Below are 21,240 nucleotides of genomic sequence, written 5' to 3'. Positions count from 1 at the left end.
CGGAAAGGAGCGGTACTAATAAATGGAACAATTAATTATAATAGCGATAATTGCCATAGTCAGCTCTATTTTCGGGAAATCAAAAAATAAAAAAGAACAAAAAACAATGCCGCCTTTTAATAAGGGTTCGCATGTTGAGCCTCCTGTCATTCATAAAGCTGAGGAAATTCCACAACAACGTCCAACTGCTAAACCGCAAAGCTTTGAGGATTTTGCACGTGAATTTTTAGGTGAATGGAACAATGAACAGCCTAAAGTAGAAGAGTCGAAGAAAATTGTCGAAGAAACAGTAAAAGAGGAAGTGCCAAGCTATGCAGCACCACCGTTAATCCCAACTGAGACAGTCAGTCGTACCACAAAAAGAGAGAGTATTGGTCGTTTGGCAGCGGAAAAAAAAGACGTGGAAGTAGCTGAATCCCATTCGGCTTTTCAATTACCAACGTCAAAAAAATCATTAATGCAGGCAATTGTAATGGCAGAGGTTTTAGGTCCACCAAAAGCAAAAAGAAAATAATCAGCATGTCCTCCTTTTTCGATGCATATATTGCCGAAGAAGGAGGCATTTTTTTATGAGAAAACTATTTCAATTAACGCCACTACTTGAATTATTACAATATGAAACATTGAAAATCATTGGCCCATATCGTTTTCTACATGCTGATGCTTCGTCATGCTCTTTTATCTATGCAGATTATCATATTACCGTGCGTGGAAAATCAGTGGAAATTAATGCTCTTAAAGAAGAAATGCTTCATCTTTCTGTAGAGGATTTACAGGAGCTCCATATGAAAATGACAAAGGATATGGGTGTGAGCAATGATGTGGAATAATCGGCCAATAATCATACGTATAAAGCGCCATGAAAATGTTCATCCTTTTATTCAAGCATTGCATGCACAACATGTGCCATTAAAGCGTGTTGTCTTTCGTGAGCAAGAGGTTGCCTTTGAAACAACTATGCACTATCTATCAAAAATTCGCCGTGTACGTAGGCGTTACCGACTTAAAATGGCTGTTTATTATGCTGATGAGCTTCAAGTTTTTCGAGCACAGATTTGGACTTTGCTTGGCCTAGCGATGATGGTATTAATACCATTGCTATGTGCACAAGTTATTTGGCGTGTCGACATTGAAGCAGCTTCACCAGAATTAGAGCAACGTTTAGGAAAGACCTTTCAAGATACATTTCAATTAGAAACACCTATGTCTAAAAAAGTTTTACCTTCAGATGCTGTCATTCGTCAGAAGCTATTAGAAGAGCATCGAGATCTTTCTTGGGTGCATATTGAAAAGTATGGCGGACGTGTGATTTTACGACCTCAGGAGTCACCAAAACAAACTAAGGCAACGAATGAAAAGCTTGCGACCCATTTAGTAGCAACGAAAAGCGGTGTTATTACTCATTTTAATATTCAAAATGGTGAGCGGAAAATTTCAGTGAATGATACTGCATACGAAGGTGATATTCTCGTAAGTGGTGTAATTGAAAGTGGGGAAGATCAAGTCTTTGTTGGTGCAAAGGGAGAGGTCTATGCTGATTATTGGCTTGAATGTTCATTTAAAATTCCAACAAAGCTAAGGATGGAAACGCTACAACAGAAGCAATGGCGTGTATTAGTTAAGGGCATTCATAATGAAAAGGTTGATTATGTACAAAAGAAAGATTTACCTAATTGGCTCGATCCATATGTTTCAATTGTTGAGGAACAGTACACTAAAAAAATGCAGGTAGAGCTTAATGAATCCAAAATAGATTCATTGCTCATACCATTACTACATGAAAAGGTGCTACGTTCATTACCTGCGAAAACGGTTATAAAAAAAGAAAACCTTTTACAGGTAAAGTGGGGGAATGGTACAGTTGAAGGGAAAGTTCTATTTTTAGTCAATGAAAACATTGCCAGTCCAATACAAGGCCTACAAGGAGAATGATTATGTCAGAACATTTAACTGTATTACAAGTGGATAATCCAAACGAAGCGGTCATGCTACTCGGAATTTCAGATGCAAATATGAAATTAATCGAAGAGGCTTTACAAGTCCACATTATTACACGTGGTGAACAAATTCAGCTTACTGGTGAAGAGGATGCGAAGGAACAAGCGACTTTTCTTTTACATGAACTCTTGAAGGTCATTCGCAAAGGAATTAATATTGACCAACGTGATGTTGCAACTGCTATTGAAATGACACAAAAAGGAACTATTGAATATTTTGCAGAACTTTATGATGAAGAAATAGCACGCACGACGAAAGGAAAGCCTATTCGTGCAAAAACAATCGGTCAACGAGAATACATACAAGCAATCCGTCACAAAGACGTTGTTTTTGGTATCGGTCCTGCTGGTACTGGGAAAACGTATTTAGCGGTAGTCATGGCAACACAGGCGCTAAAAAATGGGCACGTAAAGCGTATTATTTTAACTCGCCCTGCAGTAGAGGCAGGCGAGTCTCTGGGCTTTCTTCCGGGGGATTTAAAGGAAAAGGTAGATCCATATTTACGCCCTCTTTATGACGCTCTAAACGATATATACGGGACAGAACAAACTCAACGACTTATTGAACGAGGCACAATCGAAATTGCACCTTTAGCGTATATGCGTGGCCGTACATTAGACGATGCCTTTGTTATTTTAGATGAAGCCCAAAATACGACGCATCAGCAAATGAAGATGTTTTTAACGCGACTAGGCTTTGGCTCAAAAATGGTCATTACAGGCGATAAAACACAAATCGATCTACCGAAAAATACGGAATCTGGATTAATCGTAGCAGAGCGTACACTAAAGTATGTTAAATCTATACATTTCCAAACTCTAGAACAAGGCGATGTAGTACGTCACCCAATCGTAGCAAAAATCATCCAAGCCTACGAAGAACAGCAACTTTAATATGACCGCTTAGCGGTCATATTAAAGTCTGCACCGAAAGTGGAGTGAAACGGAACGGCAGGTGCAACAGGGTTTAAAAAGTCTGCACCGAAAGCGAAGTGAAACGTAGCGGCAGGTGCAACAGGTTTAGAGCTACTACGACGGATATAAAATTTAACAAACGTGAAAATACTTGGAAAATGGAAAAATTTGTGACAGCTATACAATTTGTATAGCTGTTTTTTTCTTTTCTTATACATTTTTCGGGAAAAATGTTTTTTGAATTGGTATGATAGTAGGTAGATAGAGGAGGTGCCAGATGGAGAAACAACTTCGAAAATTTACAGAACTTATTGGTTTCCGCTACTTTTTAATTGTCGTTCTCATCTTAACAGGAGCCCTGCAATTTGCCTTTATGTATGGCAATGTTAAAGGTGTTACATATGATTTTAAACCATTACAACTAGCGCCTGAAACTGTACGATCTACTAAAACGATAGAAGATACTTATAAAACGCAACAGGAACGAGAAAAAGCAACAAATGCAGTTGGACCAGTCTATCAATTTTCTGAGGATGTTGCTAAACAGCGAGCTGCAATTGTAACATCTTTATTTGACTATGTTCTTGACGTGAAGGAGGAAGTTAGTAGCAGCAAAGAACCTGTTCCAATTGTCGATCAAGTGGCGCAACTCCGCAAAAAATTTGAATCTATTGATTCAGATCAAATGCCAATTGTTTTTACTGATTCACAGCTAGAAGGTTTGTTAATACAAAGTGAAGCAGATTTAAAAAGAACAAGTACGCAACTATCGAAACTCGTGAAGGAATATTTACAAAAATCCATTCGTTCAGAAAATGTATTTGCGTCTCAAAATGATTTTGAGACAAAAATTCGCGGACAACAAGGCTATCCAGATAAAATATTCAATACGGTAGTTTTAATTGGACGTACAAGTATTATCGAAAACGAAACGATTAACGAGGAACAAACGAAGATTCGAAAGGAACAGGCGAGGGAATCTGTTGAGCCTACTCGAATTCTCCAAGGGCAAATTATCGTACAAGAAGGGCAAATCATTGATAATGAAGCGTTTCGTCAATTAGAGCTTCTAGGTATGGTAAGTAATAAAGCATCGATGAAACCGATTGCAGGGCTTATTATTTTAATACTTCTGCAAATGATGTTCATGTTTATTTTGTTTGAACGCTGGGGTACGGATGAACACAAGAAGCGTAATGCCTTATTGGTAACAGTGATTGTTTTTGGTTTGTCCATCCTGATAATGAAATTTATTAGCCTTGTGGCAAGTGGCTTTGATGTTACTGTTGCCTTTCTATTCCCGACAGCGTTGGCAACGATGCTTGTACGGCTTTTAGCGGATGATCGTGCTGCAGTTCTAATTACAGTTATGACAGCTTCATCTGCTGGTGTGATTTTTCAAGAGGGCTATTCATCTGTCATGCAGATGGAAATTACACTGTATATTATTTTTGGAGGCTTTGCGAGTTTATTCTTTTTGCGTAGTGTGGAAAAGCGTTCGCATATTTTACATGCAGTAGGTGTCATAGGGCTAGTAAATATGTCGTTTATCGCATTTTATTTACTAATGACACAATCATCCTATGGTTTGTCAGAATGGATGTTTTACTTTATAGCAGCAATGATATCGGCTCTACTATCAGGGGCTCTTACAATGGGTCTCTTACCATTCTTTGAGTCAGCATTTAGTTTATTATCGTCGTTGCGTTTAATTGAACTATCGAACCCAAACCATCCATTGCTGAAAAAATTACTAATGGAAGCTCCAGGAACATATCATCATAGTGTAATGGTGGCGAACTTAGCAGAGGCAGCATGTGAGGAAATTGGAGCAGATGGATTGTTGGCACGTGTAGGATGCTATTATCATGATATTGGCAAAACGAAGCGTCCTGCCTTTTTCATTGAGAATCAAATGTCTGGTATTAATCCGCATGATTCATTGGCCCCAGAAACAAGCGCAGAAATTATAATCGCACATACAACTGACGGGGCTGAAATGCTAAGACGTTATAAGATGCCACAGGAAATTATCGATATTGCCTTGCAGCATCACGGATCTAGTCTGTTAAAATACTTCTACTTTAAAGCGAAGGAAGAAGGAAAATGTTTAGATGATACAAAGTACAGATATCCGGGACCGAAACCGCAAACGAAGGAAGCGGCAGTTATTAGTGTTGCAGACAGCGTTGAAGCAGCTGTTCGATCAATGAAGGAACCGAATGCAGAAAAAATTCAAAAGCTGGTACGAGCGATTATTGATGATCGAGTACAAGACAATCAATTTGATGAATGCGATATTTCAATAAAAGAGTTAAAATGTATAGAGCGAGTTCTTTGTGAAACGTTGAATGGAATTTTCCACTCACGTATTGAATATCCAAAGGCAGATAAGTAGGAGGATCTATGATTTTAACAATTGATTTTACAGATGAAACAAATGAAGTAGATGCTGAGCATATGGAGCTTGTTGAAAAGCTTTTACAGCATGCTGCGAAAATAGAAAATATTGAGCCGGAAACAGAAGTGTCAGTGACGTTTGTGACAAATGAAGTGATTCAAGAAATAAACCGAGAATATCGTGACAAGGATCAACCCACAGATGTTATTTCGTTTGCCCTTGAGGAATTAGGCGAAGGAGAAATGGAAGTAACATTTGAAGGGATGCCACGTGTTTTAGGAGATATTATTATTTCAACGGATCGTACGAAAGAACAAGCAGAAGAATATGGGCATTCATTTGAGCGAGAATTAGGTTTTTTAGCGGTCCACGGTTTCTTACATCTACTTGGCTATGATCATATGGTTCCAGAAGATGAAAAGGTGATGTTCGGTAAGCAGGATGAGATTTTACAATCTTACGGCTTAGGACGAGAATAAATGAATGTTCGCAAATTTGTACGCTCTTTTGGGTATGCCTTTAAAGGTATTATTACAGCCTGCGCGGAGCAAAATTTTAAATCCCACTTACTAAGTGCAGGAATAGCTTTGATTGCTGGCTATTTTACGGAATTATCACGTATAGAATGGTATATTGTATTGTTATTAATTGCTCTTATGTTTGCACTTGAAATGATTAATACAGCAATTGAACGAGTAGTGGATTTAGCTTCACCTACTATCCATCCACTTGCTAAACAGGCTAAAGATCTTGCAGCGGGCGCAGTACTTGTATTTGCGATATTCAGTGCTATAATCGGATTACTCATATTTATACCGAAATGGTTTTGATATTACTAATCGGTTATGAAGTAGTAGCAGTTGTGTTGGAGAATTATGATTTATTAGACTCATCACCAAAGATTAGCGAAGGATATTTGTTAAGCCGTGTGATAGGTTGATTGTAGTGGTGGCTGGATGACTCCTTGCGGCTCATCGGGCGCCCACAGAAAAGCGACAAGCCGGAACAGAAATCAACCCCACGTTATAACGATGAGCTATTTATGATGTAAAGGAGAACATTGATGACAATTGATATGCAAGCATTACTAGCGGAATCAAAAAAAGCGCGTGAAAAGGCGTATGTACCTTATTCAAAATTTAAAGTTGGCGCTGCACTTTTAACGAAAAATGGAGAGGTTGTTCATGGCTGTAACATTGAAAATGCTGGCTATAGTATGACCAATTGTGCTGAGCGTACAGCATTTTTCAAAGCTGTGTCGGAAGGTATTTATGACTTTGAGGCGATTGCTATTGTAGCTGATACGGATGGACCTTGTGCGCCATGCGGGGCTTGTCGTCAAGTGATGATGGAATTTTGTGAGCCATCTATGCCTGTTTATTTAACAAATTTAAAAGGTGATGTCACGGTAACGTCTGTAGGCGAATTACTACCGTTTGCATTTACAACGGAGGATTTAGAGAATGCTGGAAACTAACAATGGCTACAAGTCAGGTTTTATCTCCATAATCGGTCGACCAAATGTAGGGAAATCAACATTTTTAAACCGTGTTATTGGTCAAAAAATCGCGATTATGAGTGATAAACCACAAACAACACGAAATAAAGTACAAGGTGTACTAACATCAAATGATAGCCAAATGATTTTTATCGATACACCAGGAATCCACAAACCGAAACATAAGCTAGGGATTTTTATGCTAAAGGTTTCTAAAAATACATTGCGTGAAGTGGATGTTATTATGTTCATGGTGAATGCAGAACAGAAACTTGGGAAGGGTGACGAATTCATCCTTGAAATGCTGGCGGGTAATCCAACGCCTGTCTTCCTAGTGATTAATAAAATAGATCAAATTCACCCTGATGAATTGATAGGAATTATTGAAAGCTACAAAGAGCGTTATGACTTTGCAGAAATAGTACCGATTTCAGCATTACAAGGGAATAATGTAGAAAATTTATTAGCAACATTAGGTAAATATTTACCAGAGGGTCCACAATATTACCCAGCAGATCAAGTAACAGATCATCCTGAGCGTTTTATTATTTCAGAGTTAATTCGTGAAAAAGTGTTACATTTAACGCGTGAAGAAATACCTCATTCCATTGCTGTTGTTATTGATAAAATTCGCCGTGATGAAGAAAATGAAGATAAAATTCGTGTAGCAGCAACGATTATCGTGGAAAGGGATTCTCAAAAAGGGATTGTCATTGGTAAACGTGGTGCGCTATTAAAAGAAGTAGGGATACGTGCAAGAAAAGATATTGAAATGCTTCTTGGTTCAAAAGTGTATTTAGAGCTTTGGGTAAAGGTGCAAAAGGATTGGCGAAATAAATCAACACATTTACGTGACTTCGGTTTCCGTGATGATGAATATTAATAGGTCATGCTGTTAAGTTACGAAACAACTTTACATCATAACCATTTATGTCTGTAGTTTGAAATGGAGCTGTCCAAAAGTCTTTGGAGAGCTCTATTTTCATGCGAGGCTTGTAGAAAGGAGGAGAATCGATGCTTCATAAATGGGAAGGGATTGTTCTAAAGGTACGGGCCTATGGAGAATCAAATAAAATTGTAACATTACTAACAAGAGAAGCAGGAAAGGTTGCAACGATGGCTCGAGGTGCGAAGAAGCCTTCAAGTAGATTAGCATCTGTGACACAGCCATTTACCTATGGCGTGTTTATGGTACAGCAACATACTGGTATGGGGACATTGCAACAAGGTGAGCATCTCAATTCCATGCGCCATATTCGTGAGGATATAATGGCAACGGCATATGCAAGTTATATAATGGAACTTGTCGAGCGTGTAGTAGAAGAAGGGAAAGCTGAACCATTTGCATTTGATGTACTTCTACAAGCATTACAAGCAATTGAGGAAGGTTATGACCCAGAGGCCATTACATTGTTCGTAGAATGGAAAATGCTACCCTATACAGGTGTGCAGCCTGTATTACATGCCTGTGCTGCTTGTGGTTCAGTAGATGGTGAATTTGCATATTCTTTTACGCAGGGAGGCTTTTTATGTCATCGCTGTTATCATCATGATCCTTATATCATTCGATTAACACCAACCCAGCTTAAGCTTATTCGCATGTTCTATACTGTGCCGATTGACCAGATTGGGAAATTAGAATTGAAAAAAGAAACAAAGTATTTTATAAAAAAAATAATAACAACAATTTACGAAGAACAAACAGGAATTCGTTTTAAAACAAAAAAATTTATCGAGCAGCTTGAGAGAACGCCTGAATTACAGTTAAGAACAAGTGCTGATCAGAAAAAAATGCCAGAAGATCATTAACATTGATCTTCTGGCATTTTTAGATAAAGTTCTTCTTGATCATCCATGGATTCGTAATAAGTAGTCCATTTATCAGTGATTTTTAGAAAGTTTATATATAGGTATGCTGTTTCACCATTTTTACCTGTAATATGTAAAATAGCGGGACCTTCTGCTAGTGATGTAACATTTACTTTGTTTTCTTTCATTGAAGCTTTTACAGCTGCTGGCTCAAACGATAGATCATCACTCGAAAACATTAACTCATCTGTAATTCGGTACAATTCAATACTACGCACGAAATCATACGTGTCGACATCAGCAGCCACCATTTGTTGCTGTGTATCATTGGTGAATGTTAGCCATATATTGCCCATTATTATAGAAAGTGTTGCTGAATTATCGATAAGGCTATAAGTTGAGCGGTAAGTTTTCTACATAATCCTCTTCATTCACTTCTTTAAGTGTTGTTTGCAGCTTTCCATTTATGTTCTTCACATGTACTCAGTAAAAGAAATCCATAAATTCTGGACTCCATCATGTAATCTTCTTCATCCCATATGAAAATACCCTCTGCAGGCTTAATGCCGCCATAAGAAGCGAAGATATAGTCCTGAATCAATTGACTAGCATAAACGGAGCGAGCCAGTAGAGCAGCGAAGGCTAAAAGCATCACGTCCAGTAATAACGCTTTCGTGACTAAAAACCTATTGTCCCAAGCGGCTCTTGGACGCCCAAAATCGGAACGGAAATCAATCCCCACATAAGGATGAGCTAAATAATCGCTATTTTTTCAATGATTCTTAGTGAAAATCGAGTAGTTATTTTGTCAAAATATTAATGGTAGTATTAATTTCTTGCTGATCGTATTAGGACAAATTGATTAATGATTTATAATAATTTAGTTTTTTACAGAAATATTATTTTTGAGAGAAATTTTCTAAAATTTTATAAATATACACTTTTATATTCGGATATATAGGTCTTTATATCTTTGTTATTTAAAATTAATATCTGTTATTAAATGGTGGTATTAGGTATAAATAATTAATAATTGGGATGTTTTCAATATAAACATAGTAGTAACTAATCATTCGAGTCCCATATACTAGTTGAAAAGGCATTTTAATCTATGATATTGTAAAGGATATAGATAAACTATTCTTGTATTACTTATACGTTTGAAACCTATTGAAAACTAGACTAATTCATATAGATCTGACATGCATATAAAATGTAAAAAATGCCTCTATCAGCAAAAGATTTTTTTAGAACAACAACGCAGTCTTATGGAAGAAGGAGGGGGTCACATAATGCTCGAACATTGCGTATGTGGCAGAAAATATGCTAAGAAAAGTGACTTTAAGTATTGAAGAAGTTAAAGCAAATGATATTTTAGCAGAAGATATTTTTTCTGAATATCGTTTATTAGCTAAAAAAGATCTAGTTTTAACGGAGCGAATTATTGCCTTACTTAAACTTAGAAAAGTAGACGAATTATCTATTTATTTACCATCTGATTCAGTCCGAATTGTTCATGATTTAAGTGCTCAGCGTACAATGGATTACGAGGGTGTATTTGCACCACTTATAGACAAAAAGAATGAGGTAATAGATGAGTATAAAGAATCAGTAAGTAAACTTTTTATGACTACATTAGAGAATGTTGTGCATGAATTGCGCTATGGTCAAATTTAAAAAAGCATCCAGGATACTGCTTATGTTCGAGGTGTTTTTGAAAAAATTTTAGAGAAGAAACATCGCTATGATTTATTAATGCGATTAAAAGAATGGGATGAGTATTCCTTTGTTCATTCATTTGATGTTTTCGTATTAGGTACGATTTTTGCACGTTATTTAGGTTTAACGGATATCGAAACGCTAGCAAGGGGCTATTTGTTCCATGATATTGGGAAGGTATGTATTCCACAAAAAATTTTAAATCTAAAACGAAAATTATCAGAAGATGAGTTTGATATTATCAAAACACATACGACTAAAGGTTATGAGCTACTCATAGAAAATGGGGAGGAAGAGATTGCCTATTTTGCACGAGATCATCATGAGCGCTTTGCCGGTCAAGGTTATCCGAATCAACTCTGTGCGGATGATATGAGTGAGGGAGTTCAATTACTGCAAATAATTGATGTTTATTCAGCAATGACATCAAAACGTGTGTACCATTCGGGATATGCTGCAACAGATGCATTAGCTGTTATATATCGTGATCGACATTTATATAACGAGAAATTTATGCACAAATTTGTGGAATGCTTAGGGATTTATCCTGTCAACTCGGTTGTTCAGTTATCTGATAATCGAAGTGCTCAAGTAGAGCTTGTTTATGATCTATTCCCAACGCTACCTAAAGTTAAACTGTTAGATGAACAAAAGTCTATGATTTTACCTTTGAATTATAGTGTGAAAATTGTGAAAATGATAGATTATCGAACAAACAGCTTTGAAGAAATTTTTAACTTATTTATAGAACAGTTAATTCGCTGTGACGAAAATAAATTAAGAATCTATTTTAATAAATTAATAGACCATTTACACCCAAAAGAGATTGTTTTAAAAATATTCTTACCTGCCTTTCGAATTCTACGTTTATTAACGAAAGAAATTCAAACGGATATGACGAAATATAGAAATTCTATTAATATTCTTAAGAAATTATTAGAAGAGCAACTAAATGTATTATATATGGATTATCAGCATGAGCAAACGACTATATTAGTTGTAGAAACCTCACTTCGTGAAAATTTCTTCATTAAGCTTGTACAAAGCATTTTGTATATTGACAAAATTGTGCCGTTCTTTATTAATCCAGATGATGACCAGCGGATTACACAATTAATGGAGCATTGCGACGTAAATGTCGCTTACTTTATTGAGGATGAGTTACCAGTTGGGAAACGAGTTCGCCCAATGCGTGAAGGAACATTCCTTTTTTATTCGCTTGTAGATATTGAAGAATTACTCATAAGTTTAGTCGGTATGAGTATGAAAAGGTTTTCATTTGAGGAGAAGATGCAGGAGCGCTTGTTTTCGTCATTAAAGGCATAGCAAGAGGGAGTCGCTTATAAGGCGACTCCCTCTTTATATACTTCATAATTTAGAATTGAAGGTGTTTTTCAATGTATGCTTTAACATCTGCAATTGGCATACGAACTTGAGACATTGAATCGCGATGACGTACCGTTACTTGACCATCCTCTTGTGAGTCAAAGTCGTATGTGATACAGAATGGTGTACCAATTTCATCTTGGCGACGGTAACGTTTACCGATTGATTGTGACTCGTCAAAGTCAACAGGGAATGCTTTGCGAAGCTCTGCCCAAACATTAGTAGCCTCATCTGAAAGCTTTTTAGAAAGTGGTAGGACTGCAGCTTTAAATGGCGCTAGAGCAGGGTGGAAGCGTAAAACTGTACGCTTATCATCGCCTTCAAGCTCTTCCTCGTCATAAGCATCGCATAGGAATGCTAATGTTACACGGTCTGCACCTAAAGAAGGCTCGATACAATATGGAACATAACGTTCGTTTGTTACTGGATCGATGTAAGTGAAATCTTCACCAGAATGCTCCATATGTTGTTTTAAATCGTAATCTGTGCGATCCGCTACGCCCCAAAGCTCGCCCCAACCGAATGGGAATTTAAATTCGATATCAGTTGTAGCATTTGAGTAGTGAGACAATTCGTCATCTTCATGATCGCGAAGACGCATAGACTCTTCGTTCATGCCTAAGTTTAATAACCAATTTTTACAAAATTCTTTCCAGTATGCGTGCCATTCAAGGTCCTCGCCTGGCTTACAGAAAAATTCAAGTTCCATTTGTTCAAATTCACGTGTACGGAAAGTGAAGTTACCTGGAGTAATTTCGTTACGGAATGATTTACCAATTTGTGCAATACCGAATGGTGTACGTTTACGCATAGAACGTTGTACGTTTTTAAAGTTCACGAAAATACCTTGTGCTGTTTCTGGGCGTAAATAAATTTCGTTAGTAGAAGATTCTGTTACACCTTGGAATGTTTTAAACATTAAATTGAATTGGCGAATATCTGTAAAATCAGCTTTGCCACAATCCGGACATACTACGTCATACTTAACCATCGTTTCTTTCATTTGGTCAAATGTCATACCATCAACAATAATTTCATCGCCTTTAGCTAGCGCAGCGTCTTCGATGATTTTGTCAGCACGATGGCGCGCTTTACATGCCTTACAATCAATCATTGGATCATTAAAGTTGCCAACGTGACCAGAAGCCACCCAAGCTTTTGGATTCATTAAAATTGCAGCATCTATCCCAACATTGTGCTCTGATTCTTGGACAAATTTTTGCCACCATGCTTTTTTAATATTGTTTTTTAATTCAACACCTAGTGGACCGTAATCCCAAGTGTTTGCTAAGCCTCCATAGATTTCAGAACCTGGAAAGACAAAGCCGCGATGCTTCGCTAATGATACGATTGTTTCCATTGATTTGTTAGCCATAAAAATAGCCTCCTTCTAGTTTATATAAAGAGTTTTGACGAATTTATACAAACTATCGATAGTATATAAATTCGCCAGAGATATTTTTTAATTTAGTACGGACTAAATTAAAAATAGCACCCGTCTCCGGGCACAATAAATGCCCAGGGACGAGTGCTAAAACCCGCGGTTCCACCCTGATTGTTTTAAACGAGTTGTTTAAAACCTCTTTTTAAAAAGTTAGCTCAAGGAGTGCCTTTTCTCTGTTACTATGTAGACTTTCACCATCTTCTACTCGCTTTAAATTGGAACAGATACTTTTTTCCCATCATCGCCTGTATAACGCAAAACGCTCGAAAATACATCTAGAGCAAGCGTATGTGTCAATATTGTAGCATGTAGTTCTTTTCTTCGCAATAATTATTAAAATAGTATATAATAATTGAGCATAAGTATAACACTATTAGATTTGAGGCGGTGAGTCCAATCGAACTCAATAAACGTCAGGAAGACATTTTACAAATTGTGAAAGAAAACGGCCCGATTACAGGCGAACATATTGCAGAACGTCTCAATCTGACAAGAGCGACTTTAAGACCAGATTTAGCTATACTCACGATGGCGGGCTTTTTAGATGCTAGACCTCGTGTTGGCTATTTCTATTCAGGTAAAAAAGCATCCGTTACACTAATGGATAGTATTCACAATTTAAAAGTGAAAGATTTTCATTCAGGACCTGTTGTTGTACCAGAAACAATGACTGTTTATGACGCAATTTGCTTCATGTTTTCAGAGGATGTTGGAACACTCTTTGTCGTGGATAAGAATGAGTTTTTGACAGGGGTACTTTCTCGCAAGGATTTGCTACGTACAAGTATAGGCACGCAGGATTTAAACAAAATTCCTGTACATATCATTATGACACGTATGCCAAATATTTCGTACTGTGAGAGATCAGATTCTTTAGTTGTCGCAGCGAATAAACTAATTGAACGAGAAGTTGATTCGCTACCAGTAGTAGAGCCACAGGATGGTGGATTGACAATCGTTGGTCGTCTTACAAAAACAACGATTACACGAGCTTTCTTATCACTTGTACAAAATGCCTAACTTTTAAGGAGAGCAGCATGAAAAGACTACGCGTTTTTGTTGTATCTGATTCAGTCGGTGAAACTGGTGATCAAGTAGCTAAAGCAGTTATTAGCCAGTTTCGACCTGGTTTGGAAAAAACGGTGATACGTCGTTTTCCTCATATTCAATCAGAGGAACTCATCCGAAAAATTGTTTGCCTTGCAGCGAAACAGCAGGCATTTATTGTGTACACGCTTGTTCGACAGGAGATGCGATCGTTATTACACGAACTGTGTGAGCAAGAAAAGATACATGCTGTCGATATTTTAGGACCTGCTTTAAAGACAATGGCAACATTTATGGAAGAAATCCCATTAGAAGCACCAGGAATCGTTCACCAACTAGATGATGATTATTTTAAAAAAATTGAGGCTATTGAATTTGCAGTAAAATATGATGATGGAAGAGATCCACGTGGTCTATTACAGGCTGATATTGTGCTCGTTGGTGTTTCACGCACCTCTAAAACACCGTTATCACAATATTTAGCACATAAACGCTATAAGGTGGCAAATGTACCTTTAGTACCAGAAGTGGAGCCACCTGAAGAACTATTAAAAATTGATCCAAAAAAATGTTTTGGTTTAATTATTTCTCCTGATAAATTAAACTCAATTAGAAAAGAAAGATTAATGACTCTTGGATTGAGTGATGATGCTATCTATGCGCAGCATAATCGTATATTAGAAGAGATTCAGCATTTTGAAAAAATTGTCGGTACAATCGGTTGTAAGGTTATTGATGTGACGAACAAGGCTGTTGAAGAAACAGCAAATGTCATTATTGAGCATATCTCGACTTGTAAATAAGAAACTAATTTCGATAAACCACCTCGGTTGTAAGAGGCGGTTTTTTTGAGTCGGTTTTGAAAATAGTATAGATAAAAACTAATTTTTGTTTTATAATAATAAAATTGTGGTAAAAATATTTATAAAGAGAAAAATCCTATTTTTTTGTCGAGAAATAAAGGATTTTTAAAACGAATAGCGAATTGTGTTCTAGAACGTAATTTAAAGATGGTGATGAATTTGGCAGGAAAGATTCCAGAAGAAGTGATTGAACAGATTCGCACACAATCGGAAATTGTTGATGTCATAAGCGAATACATGCAACTTACAAAGCGTGGGCGAAATTGGTTTGGTCTCTGTCCATTTCATGGAGAACAAACGCCATCTTTTTCTGTGTCTTCAGACAAACAAATTTTTCATTGCTTTGGTTGTGGTGCAGGCGGTAATGCCATTACTTTTGTCATGGATATAGAAGGTATTTCTTTTCCGGACGCAGTCGTGAAACTTGGTGAACGTGTTGGCATACATTTAGATGTTGGGCCAAGTTTACCTGAAGTAGCGAAAAAGGTATCTAAAGCGGAAGAAAGGATGAAAGAAGCACACGCTTTTGCTGCAGATTTTTTTCATCATTTACTGTTAAATACTGAAGATGGTGAAGAACCTTTAAATTATTTGCTAGAAAGAGGATTTACAAGGGAACTTATAGAATCTAATAGCATTGGATGGTCTCTTCCTAGCTTTGATGCATTAACGATATTGCTTGAAAGAAAAGGTTATAACTTACAAGAAATCGCGGAAAGTGGTTTAGTTATCAAGCGTGAAGGGGAAGAACGCTATTTTGATCGTTTTAGAGGGCGTATTATGTTTCCTATTCGTGATGAGAACGGTAAAATTATAGCATTTTCAGGACGAATTCTTGCATCGACTGGTGAAGAGGCAAAATATTTAAATAGTCCAGAAACACCGATTTTTCAAAAGAGTGAAGTGCTATATAACCTAGATAAAGCACGAACCTCCATTAGAAAAAATCGTCAAGTAGTATTGATGGAAGGGTTTATGGATGTTTTAGCAGCTACCTCTGTTGGCGTAACGAATGCTGTAGCAACAATGGGCACCTCGCTTACGAATCAGCATATCACAAAGCTAAAGCGCTTAGTAGAGCAGATTACGATTTGCTATGACGGTGATAATGCTGGTTTTGATGCGGCAAAAAGAGCGGCACAGTTACTTCAAACGGAACGTATGAAAGTCAATATTGCGGTGTTACCAGATAAGCTAGATCCCGATGAATACATTCGTAGTTTAGGTGGACAAGCATTTAAAGAACAAATTTTGGAAAACCCTCATGCGTATATTGCTTTTATGATGATGCATGCTAGACGAAATAAGAACTTTCAGTTTGAAAATGATACGCTTCAATATATTCAAGAGGTTCTTGAACAACTGGTAGGTAGATCATCACCTGTTGAACGAGATCTGTATATAAGACAGCTATCGAATGAAACAAACATCTCGGAAGAAGCGATTTATGCTCAATTCCGAAAGCTAGAGGCAAATCAGGTACGTTCTGCAAAAGTAGAAATGCCTGTTCCAACGCCTTCGATGCCGGTCACTCAGCAACAAAAGCCTATGGACGCAGCTGAACGTGCCGAACGTTTATTACTGGCTCATATGCTTCATAATATAGATGTAGTGGACAGGGTATTACGTAGTGAGCAAAAAGATCCATTTGCACGAGATGCCTATATGGCAGTTTTTGTTCGCTTAGTAGGATTTTATGAAGAATATGGTCATCCTGATTATCAGCGTTTTGTTGAGATATTGGATGACTCTGAATTACGTAAGATTGTAATGGAAGCGGCTTTAGCGGAACGGGATCCCGACCAAGCAGAGGCAGAGGTCATAGACTCAATACGTCAGCTGCAAAAATATAGAATTGAGCAAGAAATTCAACAAAAGATGCATGAGTCAAAGGAAGCGGAGAAGATGCATGAGTATGCGCGTGCACTTGAAATCGCCCAACAGATTATTCATTTAAGAAAATCGTTATCGGCGATTTAATCCGATTCGGTTGTTTAGAAGGAGGAAGGTTTATGGCGGACAAGTCAGAACGTTCAAAAGAGGTAGAAGTAGAAATTACATTAGATGAAGCAAAAAAAATACTACAAGAAAAAGCAAAAACAGAAGGTGAAATTTCAATGAAAGAAATTTCAGAGAAACTAGCGCCTTATGAATTGGAGAACGAAGAGATTTTCCACTTTGCTGAGGATCTTGAAAAGAATAAAGACATTCAAATCATCGGAAAAGAAGAATTTGAAGAAGAAAGCTTAATGAAAGAAGAAGCAAATGAAGAGACTTTCGATTTAAATGATTTGAGTGTGCCACCAGGTGTTAAAATAAATGATCCTGTACGAATGTATTTAAAAGAAATTGGTCGAGTTGATTTACTTTCTGCCGAGCAAGAAATCGCATTAGCAGAGCGTATTGAGCAAGGTGACGAGGAAGCACGTAAACGCCTAGCAGAAGCAAACTTACGTCTTGTTGTATCGATTGCGAAGCGATATGTTGGCCGTGGTATGCTATTCCTTGATTTAATTCAAGAGGGGAATATGGGGCTTATCAAGGCAGTTGAAAAATTTGACTACCGTAAAGGCTTTAAATTCTCCACTTATGCAACATGGTGGATTCGCCAAGCAATTACACGTGCAATTGCAGACCAAGCACGTACAATCCGTATTCCAGTGCATATGGTAGAAACAATTAATAAATTAATTCGTGTACAACGCCAATTATTACAGGACTTAGGTCGCGAGCCATCTCCAGAAGAAATTGGGGAAGAAATGGATTTAACACCTGAAAAAGTACGTGAAATTTTAAAAATTGCGCAAGAACCGGTATCTCTTGAAACACCAATTGGAGAAGAAGATGATTCACATTTAGGAGACTTTATTGAGGATTCTGAAGCTCAATCTCCATCTGACCATGCAGCATATGAATTGTTAAAAGAGCAATTAGAGGATGTATTAGATACATTAACTGACCGTGAAGAAAACGTCCTTCGCTTACGTTTCGGTTTAGATGATGGTCGCACACGTACATTAGAAGAAGTAGGGAAAGTATTTGGTGTAACACGTGAACGTATTCGCCAAATTGAAGCAAAGGCGCTTAGAAAGCTACGCCACCCTTCTCGCAGCAAACGATTAAAAGATTTCTTAGAATAAATATGAATAAAATGAGGGCTACCTGGTTAGTGATAAATAAATGACTAATCGGGAAGCTCTTTTTTTTACGCTCCTATTATATTCGCAAGCAATGGAAGAGAAGCGAATACCCGCGCGAAAGAGTAGTTTACCCGCGGAAGAGAAGTGAATACCCGCGCAAAACAGTAGGATACATGCAAAGAAAAATTCCATCTCCTCGCTTAGACCTTTCACTACTTCCCACCATTTTCTCATTTCTATATTCATTCATACTAGTTTTACCTTAGACTGGATGAAACCCCATTTTAACTTCTTTCAGCAGAAGTCTCCCACCTCTATAGATGGTGAGATGAATGCGGATTTAAGTTACTTTTCAGCGTGTATCCAAACATCTGTACCTGTCGCTACGCTTTCGGCACAAAAGACATCTGCTGAAAGAAGTTAAAGCCTCCGGCGGATGTCACGGAATCGGAAATTAGTTAATAAAGGATGTTAGCCTAAAATCATCGCATCCATGCGATAACGGCTAACTGACCTGCATCGTGCAGACCTAAGCGCAAAGGTGATTCCGGACGCAATTATGCCGAGGCATAATTGATACATAGTAAATATTATTTCGAAATTATGCTTATATCGAGTAATGAAAATGAGACAATCTTATTATTTTTGCTACTTTATACAGATGTGTTTTTGAAGATTTTGAGATAAAATTGTAATAACAACCATTATTAAGCAATGTTTGGAGCAAACACTATGACAAATCCACGGAAAAAAATAATCTTAAATGAGATTTTGTTTTGGAAGCAAAATAAGTTATTACCGGAGCATTACTGTGACTTTTTAGCGGCTCTTTATGCAGAGGGAGCTGATCTAGAGGAGTTAGAACCAGTACATCATAAACAAGCTGTATTACCTTTAGAAAAGAGAAAGTGGATATATTTAATTATAGGCATATGCATCGCTATGATTGCTCTTCTATCTATCTATTTTACAATATCCTCTTTAACGTTAATTTTAACGGCTGTAGTTGGAATAGCTGCTTTGATATTATTTATAACGGCGTTTCGAGTGGTACGAAAAAATGATTTATTAGCACTCGTTTTCCATTTATTAGCTGCGATTTTATTATTTAGTATGTCTATTCGAATTTACACTACATATTTTAATGGAAATAATATTGCATTGTTTTGCTTGATTGCAGCAAATTGTGGAGTTTGGCTTTGGTCAGGTATAAAAATGAAGCTACTTTATTTCACGGTCTCTGGTGCCCTAGGTTTACTAGCACTAATTGGCTACTATATCATAAACTTATCATAAGATAGACTTTGTAAAATAGTTTTGATGACAATGACAGGAATCTGTTTGCTTTTAAAAAGCTTACGGATTCTTTTTTTATGCTTCAGTTTGAAATTTATTTTTCTAAAAAAGTAGTATGTCTTTTTGGAATAACCTTATTAAATGAAATGAGTGTTAGAAAATATAGAATAATAATATTTCGAGATAATAGTATAGCCTATTTAGCTAATTGATTATTTCAATTAGGAATTTTGATTTTCTTGGTATATGAATGTGAAAAGAGAGGAAAGATAACAGCATGTACGGGAGCTAGGCTTAATTGTTAAAAAGATAATAGAAGGTCCAAATACTGGGGATAGCAAGACATATTTTATCCAATAGATACAGAAATGTCGAATTTGTTACAAACAAAGGAAAACTTAGCGAATAGGGCTTTTCGTTTCTAGGTTAATGAAGTACAATATTAGATGTTGACTGATTCTATATTATAATAGAAGTAGATTTACTATGAGGAGGGGAAACATATGAAAAACAATCCAGTCGTTCCTTACATTTTAATTCTGGCATTTGGTATTGGTCTTATTTTCTTCATGTCTTTAACAGGCGCAGAGAACAAAAAAGAAATTACTGCTGAGAAAGAGGACGGTGGCGAAAAAACAGAAGCTACTGATGACGGCTCAGCTCTAGTACAATCTTGTATTGGCTGTCACGCTGCTGACTTAACTGGTTCTGTCGGGCCAAACTTACATGGCTTAGATGAAGCTCGTATCGTAGACGTTTTAACTAACGGTATCGAAGGTACACCAATGACACCTGGCATGAAAAACGAAGCGGAAGCAAAAGCAATCGCAGAGTACATTGCTACTCTAAAATAGTATGAAAAGGTAGCTGTACTGAAAGCGTTTAATCGTGATTGGTACAGCTACAATTTTTTTTATCTTCATTCAGTTAATGAAAGATGGAGTTGCTCAAAATTTGAGGCAACTCCATTTGTTTTTTTGCACGACATCATACATACTAAGGATTGACACTATTTAAGGTAGGCGGTAAAAAATGAACGCACAAAAATTATCAAAACGATTAGAAACAGTAGCAAAATTTGTTCCCTCGGGTGCGGTTGTAGCAGATATTGGCAGCGACCATGCATATTTACCATGTTACTTAATTCATAAAGGTATTGCTTCTTATGCAATAGCAGGAGAAGTTGTGAAAGGGCCATTTGAATCAGCAGTTGGACAAGTGCAAAAAGAAGGGTTAACAGAAAAAATTACGGTGCGACTTGCGAATGGCTTAGCGGCAGTAGAAGCAGCAGACCACGTAGATACAGTTACTATTGCGGGGATGGGTGGACCTCTTATTGTTTCCATTTTAGAGAAACATCCAGAAAAACTTGAAGGGGTAACACGTCTTATTTTGCAACCGAATATCCATGCCAAGGTGATTCGCGAATGGGCTTTAGCGCATAATTGGGCAATACAGGATGAAGAGATTTTAGAGGAAGACGATAAAATTTATGAAATTCTTGTATTGCAAAGAAGCCCAATGACGTTAACGGAACCGGAAATTTTATTTGGACCGAAATTAATGCAACGAAAATCACCAGCATTTATTAAAAAATGGTCGCGTGAAAAAGAAAATTGGCAGCGTGTATTACAGTCCATTGAAGGGGCAGATCAAACACCTGAAATTGAAGAAAAACGTGCAGAGTTAGTCGCTCTACTCGATTTAGTGGAAGGGGTTTTGTGA

The 21,240-nt window shown here is 37.2% G+C and carries 22 protein-coding genes; 19 read left to right on the top strand and 3 right to left on the bottom strand.

The window, feature by feature from the left end; all coding sequences use genetic code 11:
* The first annotated feature begins 22 nt into the window (after positions 1-22).
* From FJQ98_RS19255 to recO, 10 genes are all read left to right on the top strand, one after another.
* Positions 23-514 carry a hypothetical protein gene (locus FJQ98_RS19255; RefSeq protein WP_053595231.1) on the top strand — a complete coding sequence of 164 codons (492 nt, stop codon included), beginning with the start codon at positions 23-25 and terminating at the stop codon, positions 512-514.
* A gap of 55 nt (positions 515-569) precedes the next feature.
* On the top strand, positions 570-830 hold the full coding sequence (locus FJQ98_RS19250) for a hypothetical protein (protein WP_053595230.1): 261 nt from the start codon (positions 570-572) through the stop codon (positions 828-830).
* Positions 817-1,932 (top strand): sporulation protein YqfD, encoded by a 1,116-nt coding sequence (locus tag FJQ98_RS19245; protein WP_241774575.1) that lies wholly within the window; start codon positions 817-819, stop codon positions 1,930-1,932. Before FJQ98_RS19250 ends, FJQ98_RS19245 begins: the two co-directional genes overlap by 14 nt.
* Positions 1,933-1,934: 2 nt before the next feature.
* Positions 1,935-2,891 carry a PhoH family protein gene (locus FJQ98_RS19240; RefSeq protein WP_053595228.1) on the top strand — a complete coding sequence of 319 codons (957 nt, stop codon included), beginning with the start codon at positions 1,935-1,937 and terminating at the stop codon, positions 2,889-2,891.
* A 298-nt stretch (positions 2,892-3,189) separates the two neighbouring features.
* Positions 3,190-5,310: an HD family phosphohydrolase gene (locus tag FJQ98_RS19235; RefSeq protein ID WP_053595227.1), complete on the top strand. Its 2,121-nt coding sequence runs from the start codon at positions 3,190-3,192 to the stop codon at positions 5,308-5,310.
* Between the two features lie 8 nt (positions 5,311-5,318).
* Entirely contained in the window at positions 5,319-5,792 is a 474-nt protein-coding gene (ybeY, locus tag FJQ98_RS19230) for an rRNA maturation RNase YbeY (protein WP_053595226.1), read from the top strand.
* On the top strand, positions 5,793-6,143 hold the full coding sequence (locus FJQ98_RS19225; protein ID WP_053595225.1) for a diacylglycerol kinase family protein: 351 nt from the start codon (positions 5,793-5,795) through the stop codon (positions 6,141-6,143). It abuts the gene before it with no gap.
* Positions 6,144-6,376: 233 nt separating this feature from the next.
* On the top strand, positions 6,377-6,790 hold the full coding sequence (locus tag FJQ98_RS19220) for a cytidine deaminase (RefSeq protein WP_082340130.1): 414 nt from the start codon (positions 6,377-6,379) through the stop codon (positions 6,788-6,790).
* The gene (gene era, locus FJQ98_RS19215; protein WP_201406511.1) at positions 6,777-7,694 is read left to right on the top strand and encodes a GTPase Era; all 918 of its coding nucleotides are present in this window, start codon (positions 6,777-6,779) and stop codon (positions 7,692-7,694) included. The genes FJQ98_RS19220 and era overlap by 14 nt, the downstream gene beginning before the upstream one ends.
* A 131-nt stretch (positions 7,695-7,825) precedes the next feature.
* Complete coding sequence (recO, locus tag FJQ98_RS19210) at positions 7,826-8,620, top strand: DNA repair protein RecO (RefSeq protein WP_201406510.1); 795 nt, start codon at positions 7,826-7,828, stop codon at positions 8,618-8,620.
* Here recO and FJQ98_RS19205 read toward each other — a convergent pair.
* Positions 8,617-8,976 carry a hypothetical protein gene (locus tag FJQ98_RS19205; protein WP_201406509.1) on the bottom strand — a complete coding sequence of 120 codons (360 nt, stop codon included), beginning with the start codon at positions 8,974-8,976 and terminating at the stop codon, positions 8,617-8,619. The genes recO and FJQ98_RS19205 overlap by 4 nt on opposite strands.
* An 83-nt stretch (positions 8,977-9,059) precedes the next feature.
* Complete coding sequence (locus FJQ98_RS19200) at positions 9,060-9,362, bottom strand: hypothetical protein (RefSeq protein WP_053595221.1); 303 nt, start codon at positions 9,360-9,362, stop codon at positions 9,060-9,062.
* Positions 9,363-9,943: 581 nt separating this feature from the next.
* Here FJQ98_RS19200 and FJQ98_RS27000 point away from each other — a divergent pair.
* Together FJQ98_RS27000 and FJQ98_RS19195 are read left to right on the top strand one after the other, a co-directional pair.
* Positions 9,944-10,297, top strand: a complete 354-nt coding sequence (locus tag FJQ98_RS27000) for a hypothetical protein (RefSeq protein ID WP_246494242.1) — start codon at positions 9,944-9,946, stop codon at positions 10,295-10,297.
* Between the two features lie 78 nt (positions 10,298-10,375).
* A complete protein-coding gene (locus FJQ98_RS19195) occupies positions 10,376-11,665 on the top strand; it encodes an HD-GYP domain-containing protein (RefSeq protein WP_246494241.1) in 1,290 nt (429 codons plus the stop codon).
* Positions 11,666-11,714: 49 nt separating this feature from the next.
* Here FJQ98_RS19195 and FJQ98_RS19190 read toward each other — a convergent pair whose 3' ends face one another.
* Entirely contained in the window at positions 11,715-13,100 is a 1,386-nt protein-coding gene (locus FJQ98_RS19190; RefSeq protein ID WP_053595220.1) for a glycine--tRNA ligase, read from the bottom strand.
* Positions 13,101-13,556: 456 nt separating this feature from the next.
* On the opposite strand from FJQ98_RS19190, the gene ccpN reads away from it, so the two are divergent.
* From ccpN to FJQ98_RS19155, 7 genes are all read left to right on the top strand, one after another.
* The gene (ccpN, locus tag FJQ98_RS19185) at positions 13,557-14,189 is read left to right on the top strand and encodes a transcriptional regulator CcpN (protein WP_053595219.1); all 633 of its coding nucleotides are present in this window, start codon (positions 13,557-13,559) and stop codon (positions 14,187-14,189) included.
* A gap of 17 nt (positions 14,190-14,206) precedes the next feature.
* Positions 14,207-15,019, top strand: coding sequence for a pyruvate, water dikinase regulatory protein (locus tag FJQ98_RS19180; RefSeq protein WP_053595218.1), 813 nt, complete (start codon positions 14,207-14,209; stop codon positions 15,017-15,019).
* 207 nt (positions 15,020-15,226) lie between these two features.
* Entirely contained in the window at positions 15,227-17,059 is a 1,833-nt protein-coding gene (dnaG, locus tag FJQ98_RS19175) for a DNA primase (RefSeq protein ID WP_082340141.1), read from the top strand.
* A gap of 32 nt (positions 17,060-17,091) precedes the next feature.
* The gene (gene rpoD / locus FJQ98_RS19170; protein ID WP_053595216.1) at positions 17,092-18,219 is read left to right on the top strand and encodes an RNA polymerase sigma factor RpoD; all 1,128 of its coding nucleotides are present in this window, start codon (positions 17,092-17,094) and stop codon (positions 18,217-18,219) included.
* Between the two features lie 732 nt (positions 18,220-18,951).
* The gene (locus FJQ98_RS19165) at positions 18,952-19,515 is read left to right on the top strand and encodes a hypothetical protein (RefSeq protein WP_053595215.1); all 564 of its coding nucleotides are present in this window, start codon (positions 18,952-18,954) and stop codon (positions 19,513-19,515) included.
* 503 nt (positions 19,516-20,018) lie between these two features.
* Positions 20,019-20,369 carry a c-type cytochrome gene (locus FJQ98_RS19160; protein WP_053595214.1) on the top strand — a complete coding sequence of 117 codons (351 nt, stop codon included), beginning with the start codon at positions 20,019-20,021 and terminating at the stop codon, positions 20,367-20,369.
* A 178-nt stretch (positions 20,370-20,547) separates the two neighbouring features.
* Positions 20,548-21,240, top strand: a complete 693-nt coding sequence (locus FJQ98_RS19155; protein WP_053595213.1) for a tRNA (adenine(22)-N(1))-methyltransferase — start codon at positions 20,548-20,550, stop codon at positions 21,238-21,240.

It is taken from the genome of Lysinibacillus agricola (genome assembly GCF_016638705.1).
Classification (GTDB): domain Bacteria; phylum Bacillota; class Bacilli; order Bacillales_A; family Planococcaceae; genus Lysinibacillus; species Lysinibacillus agricola.
This window is presented reverse-complemented; position numbering and strand designations above follow the sequence as displayed.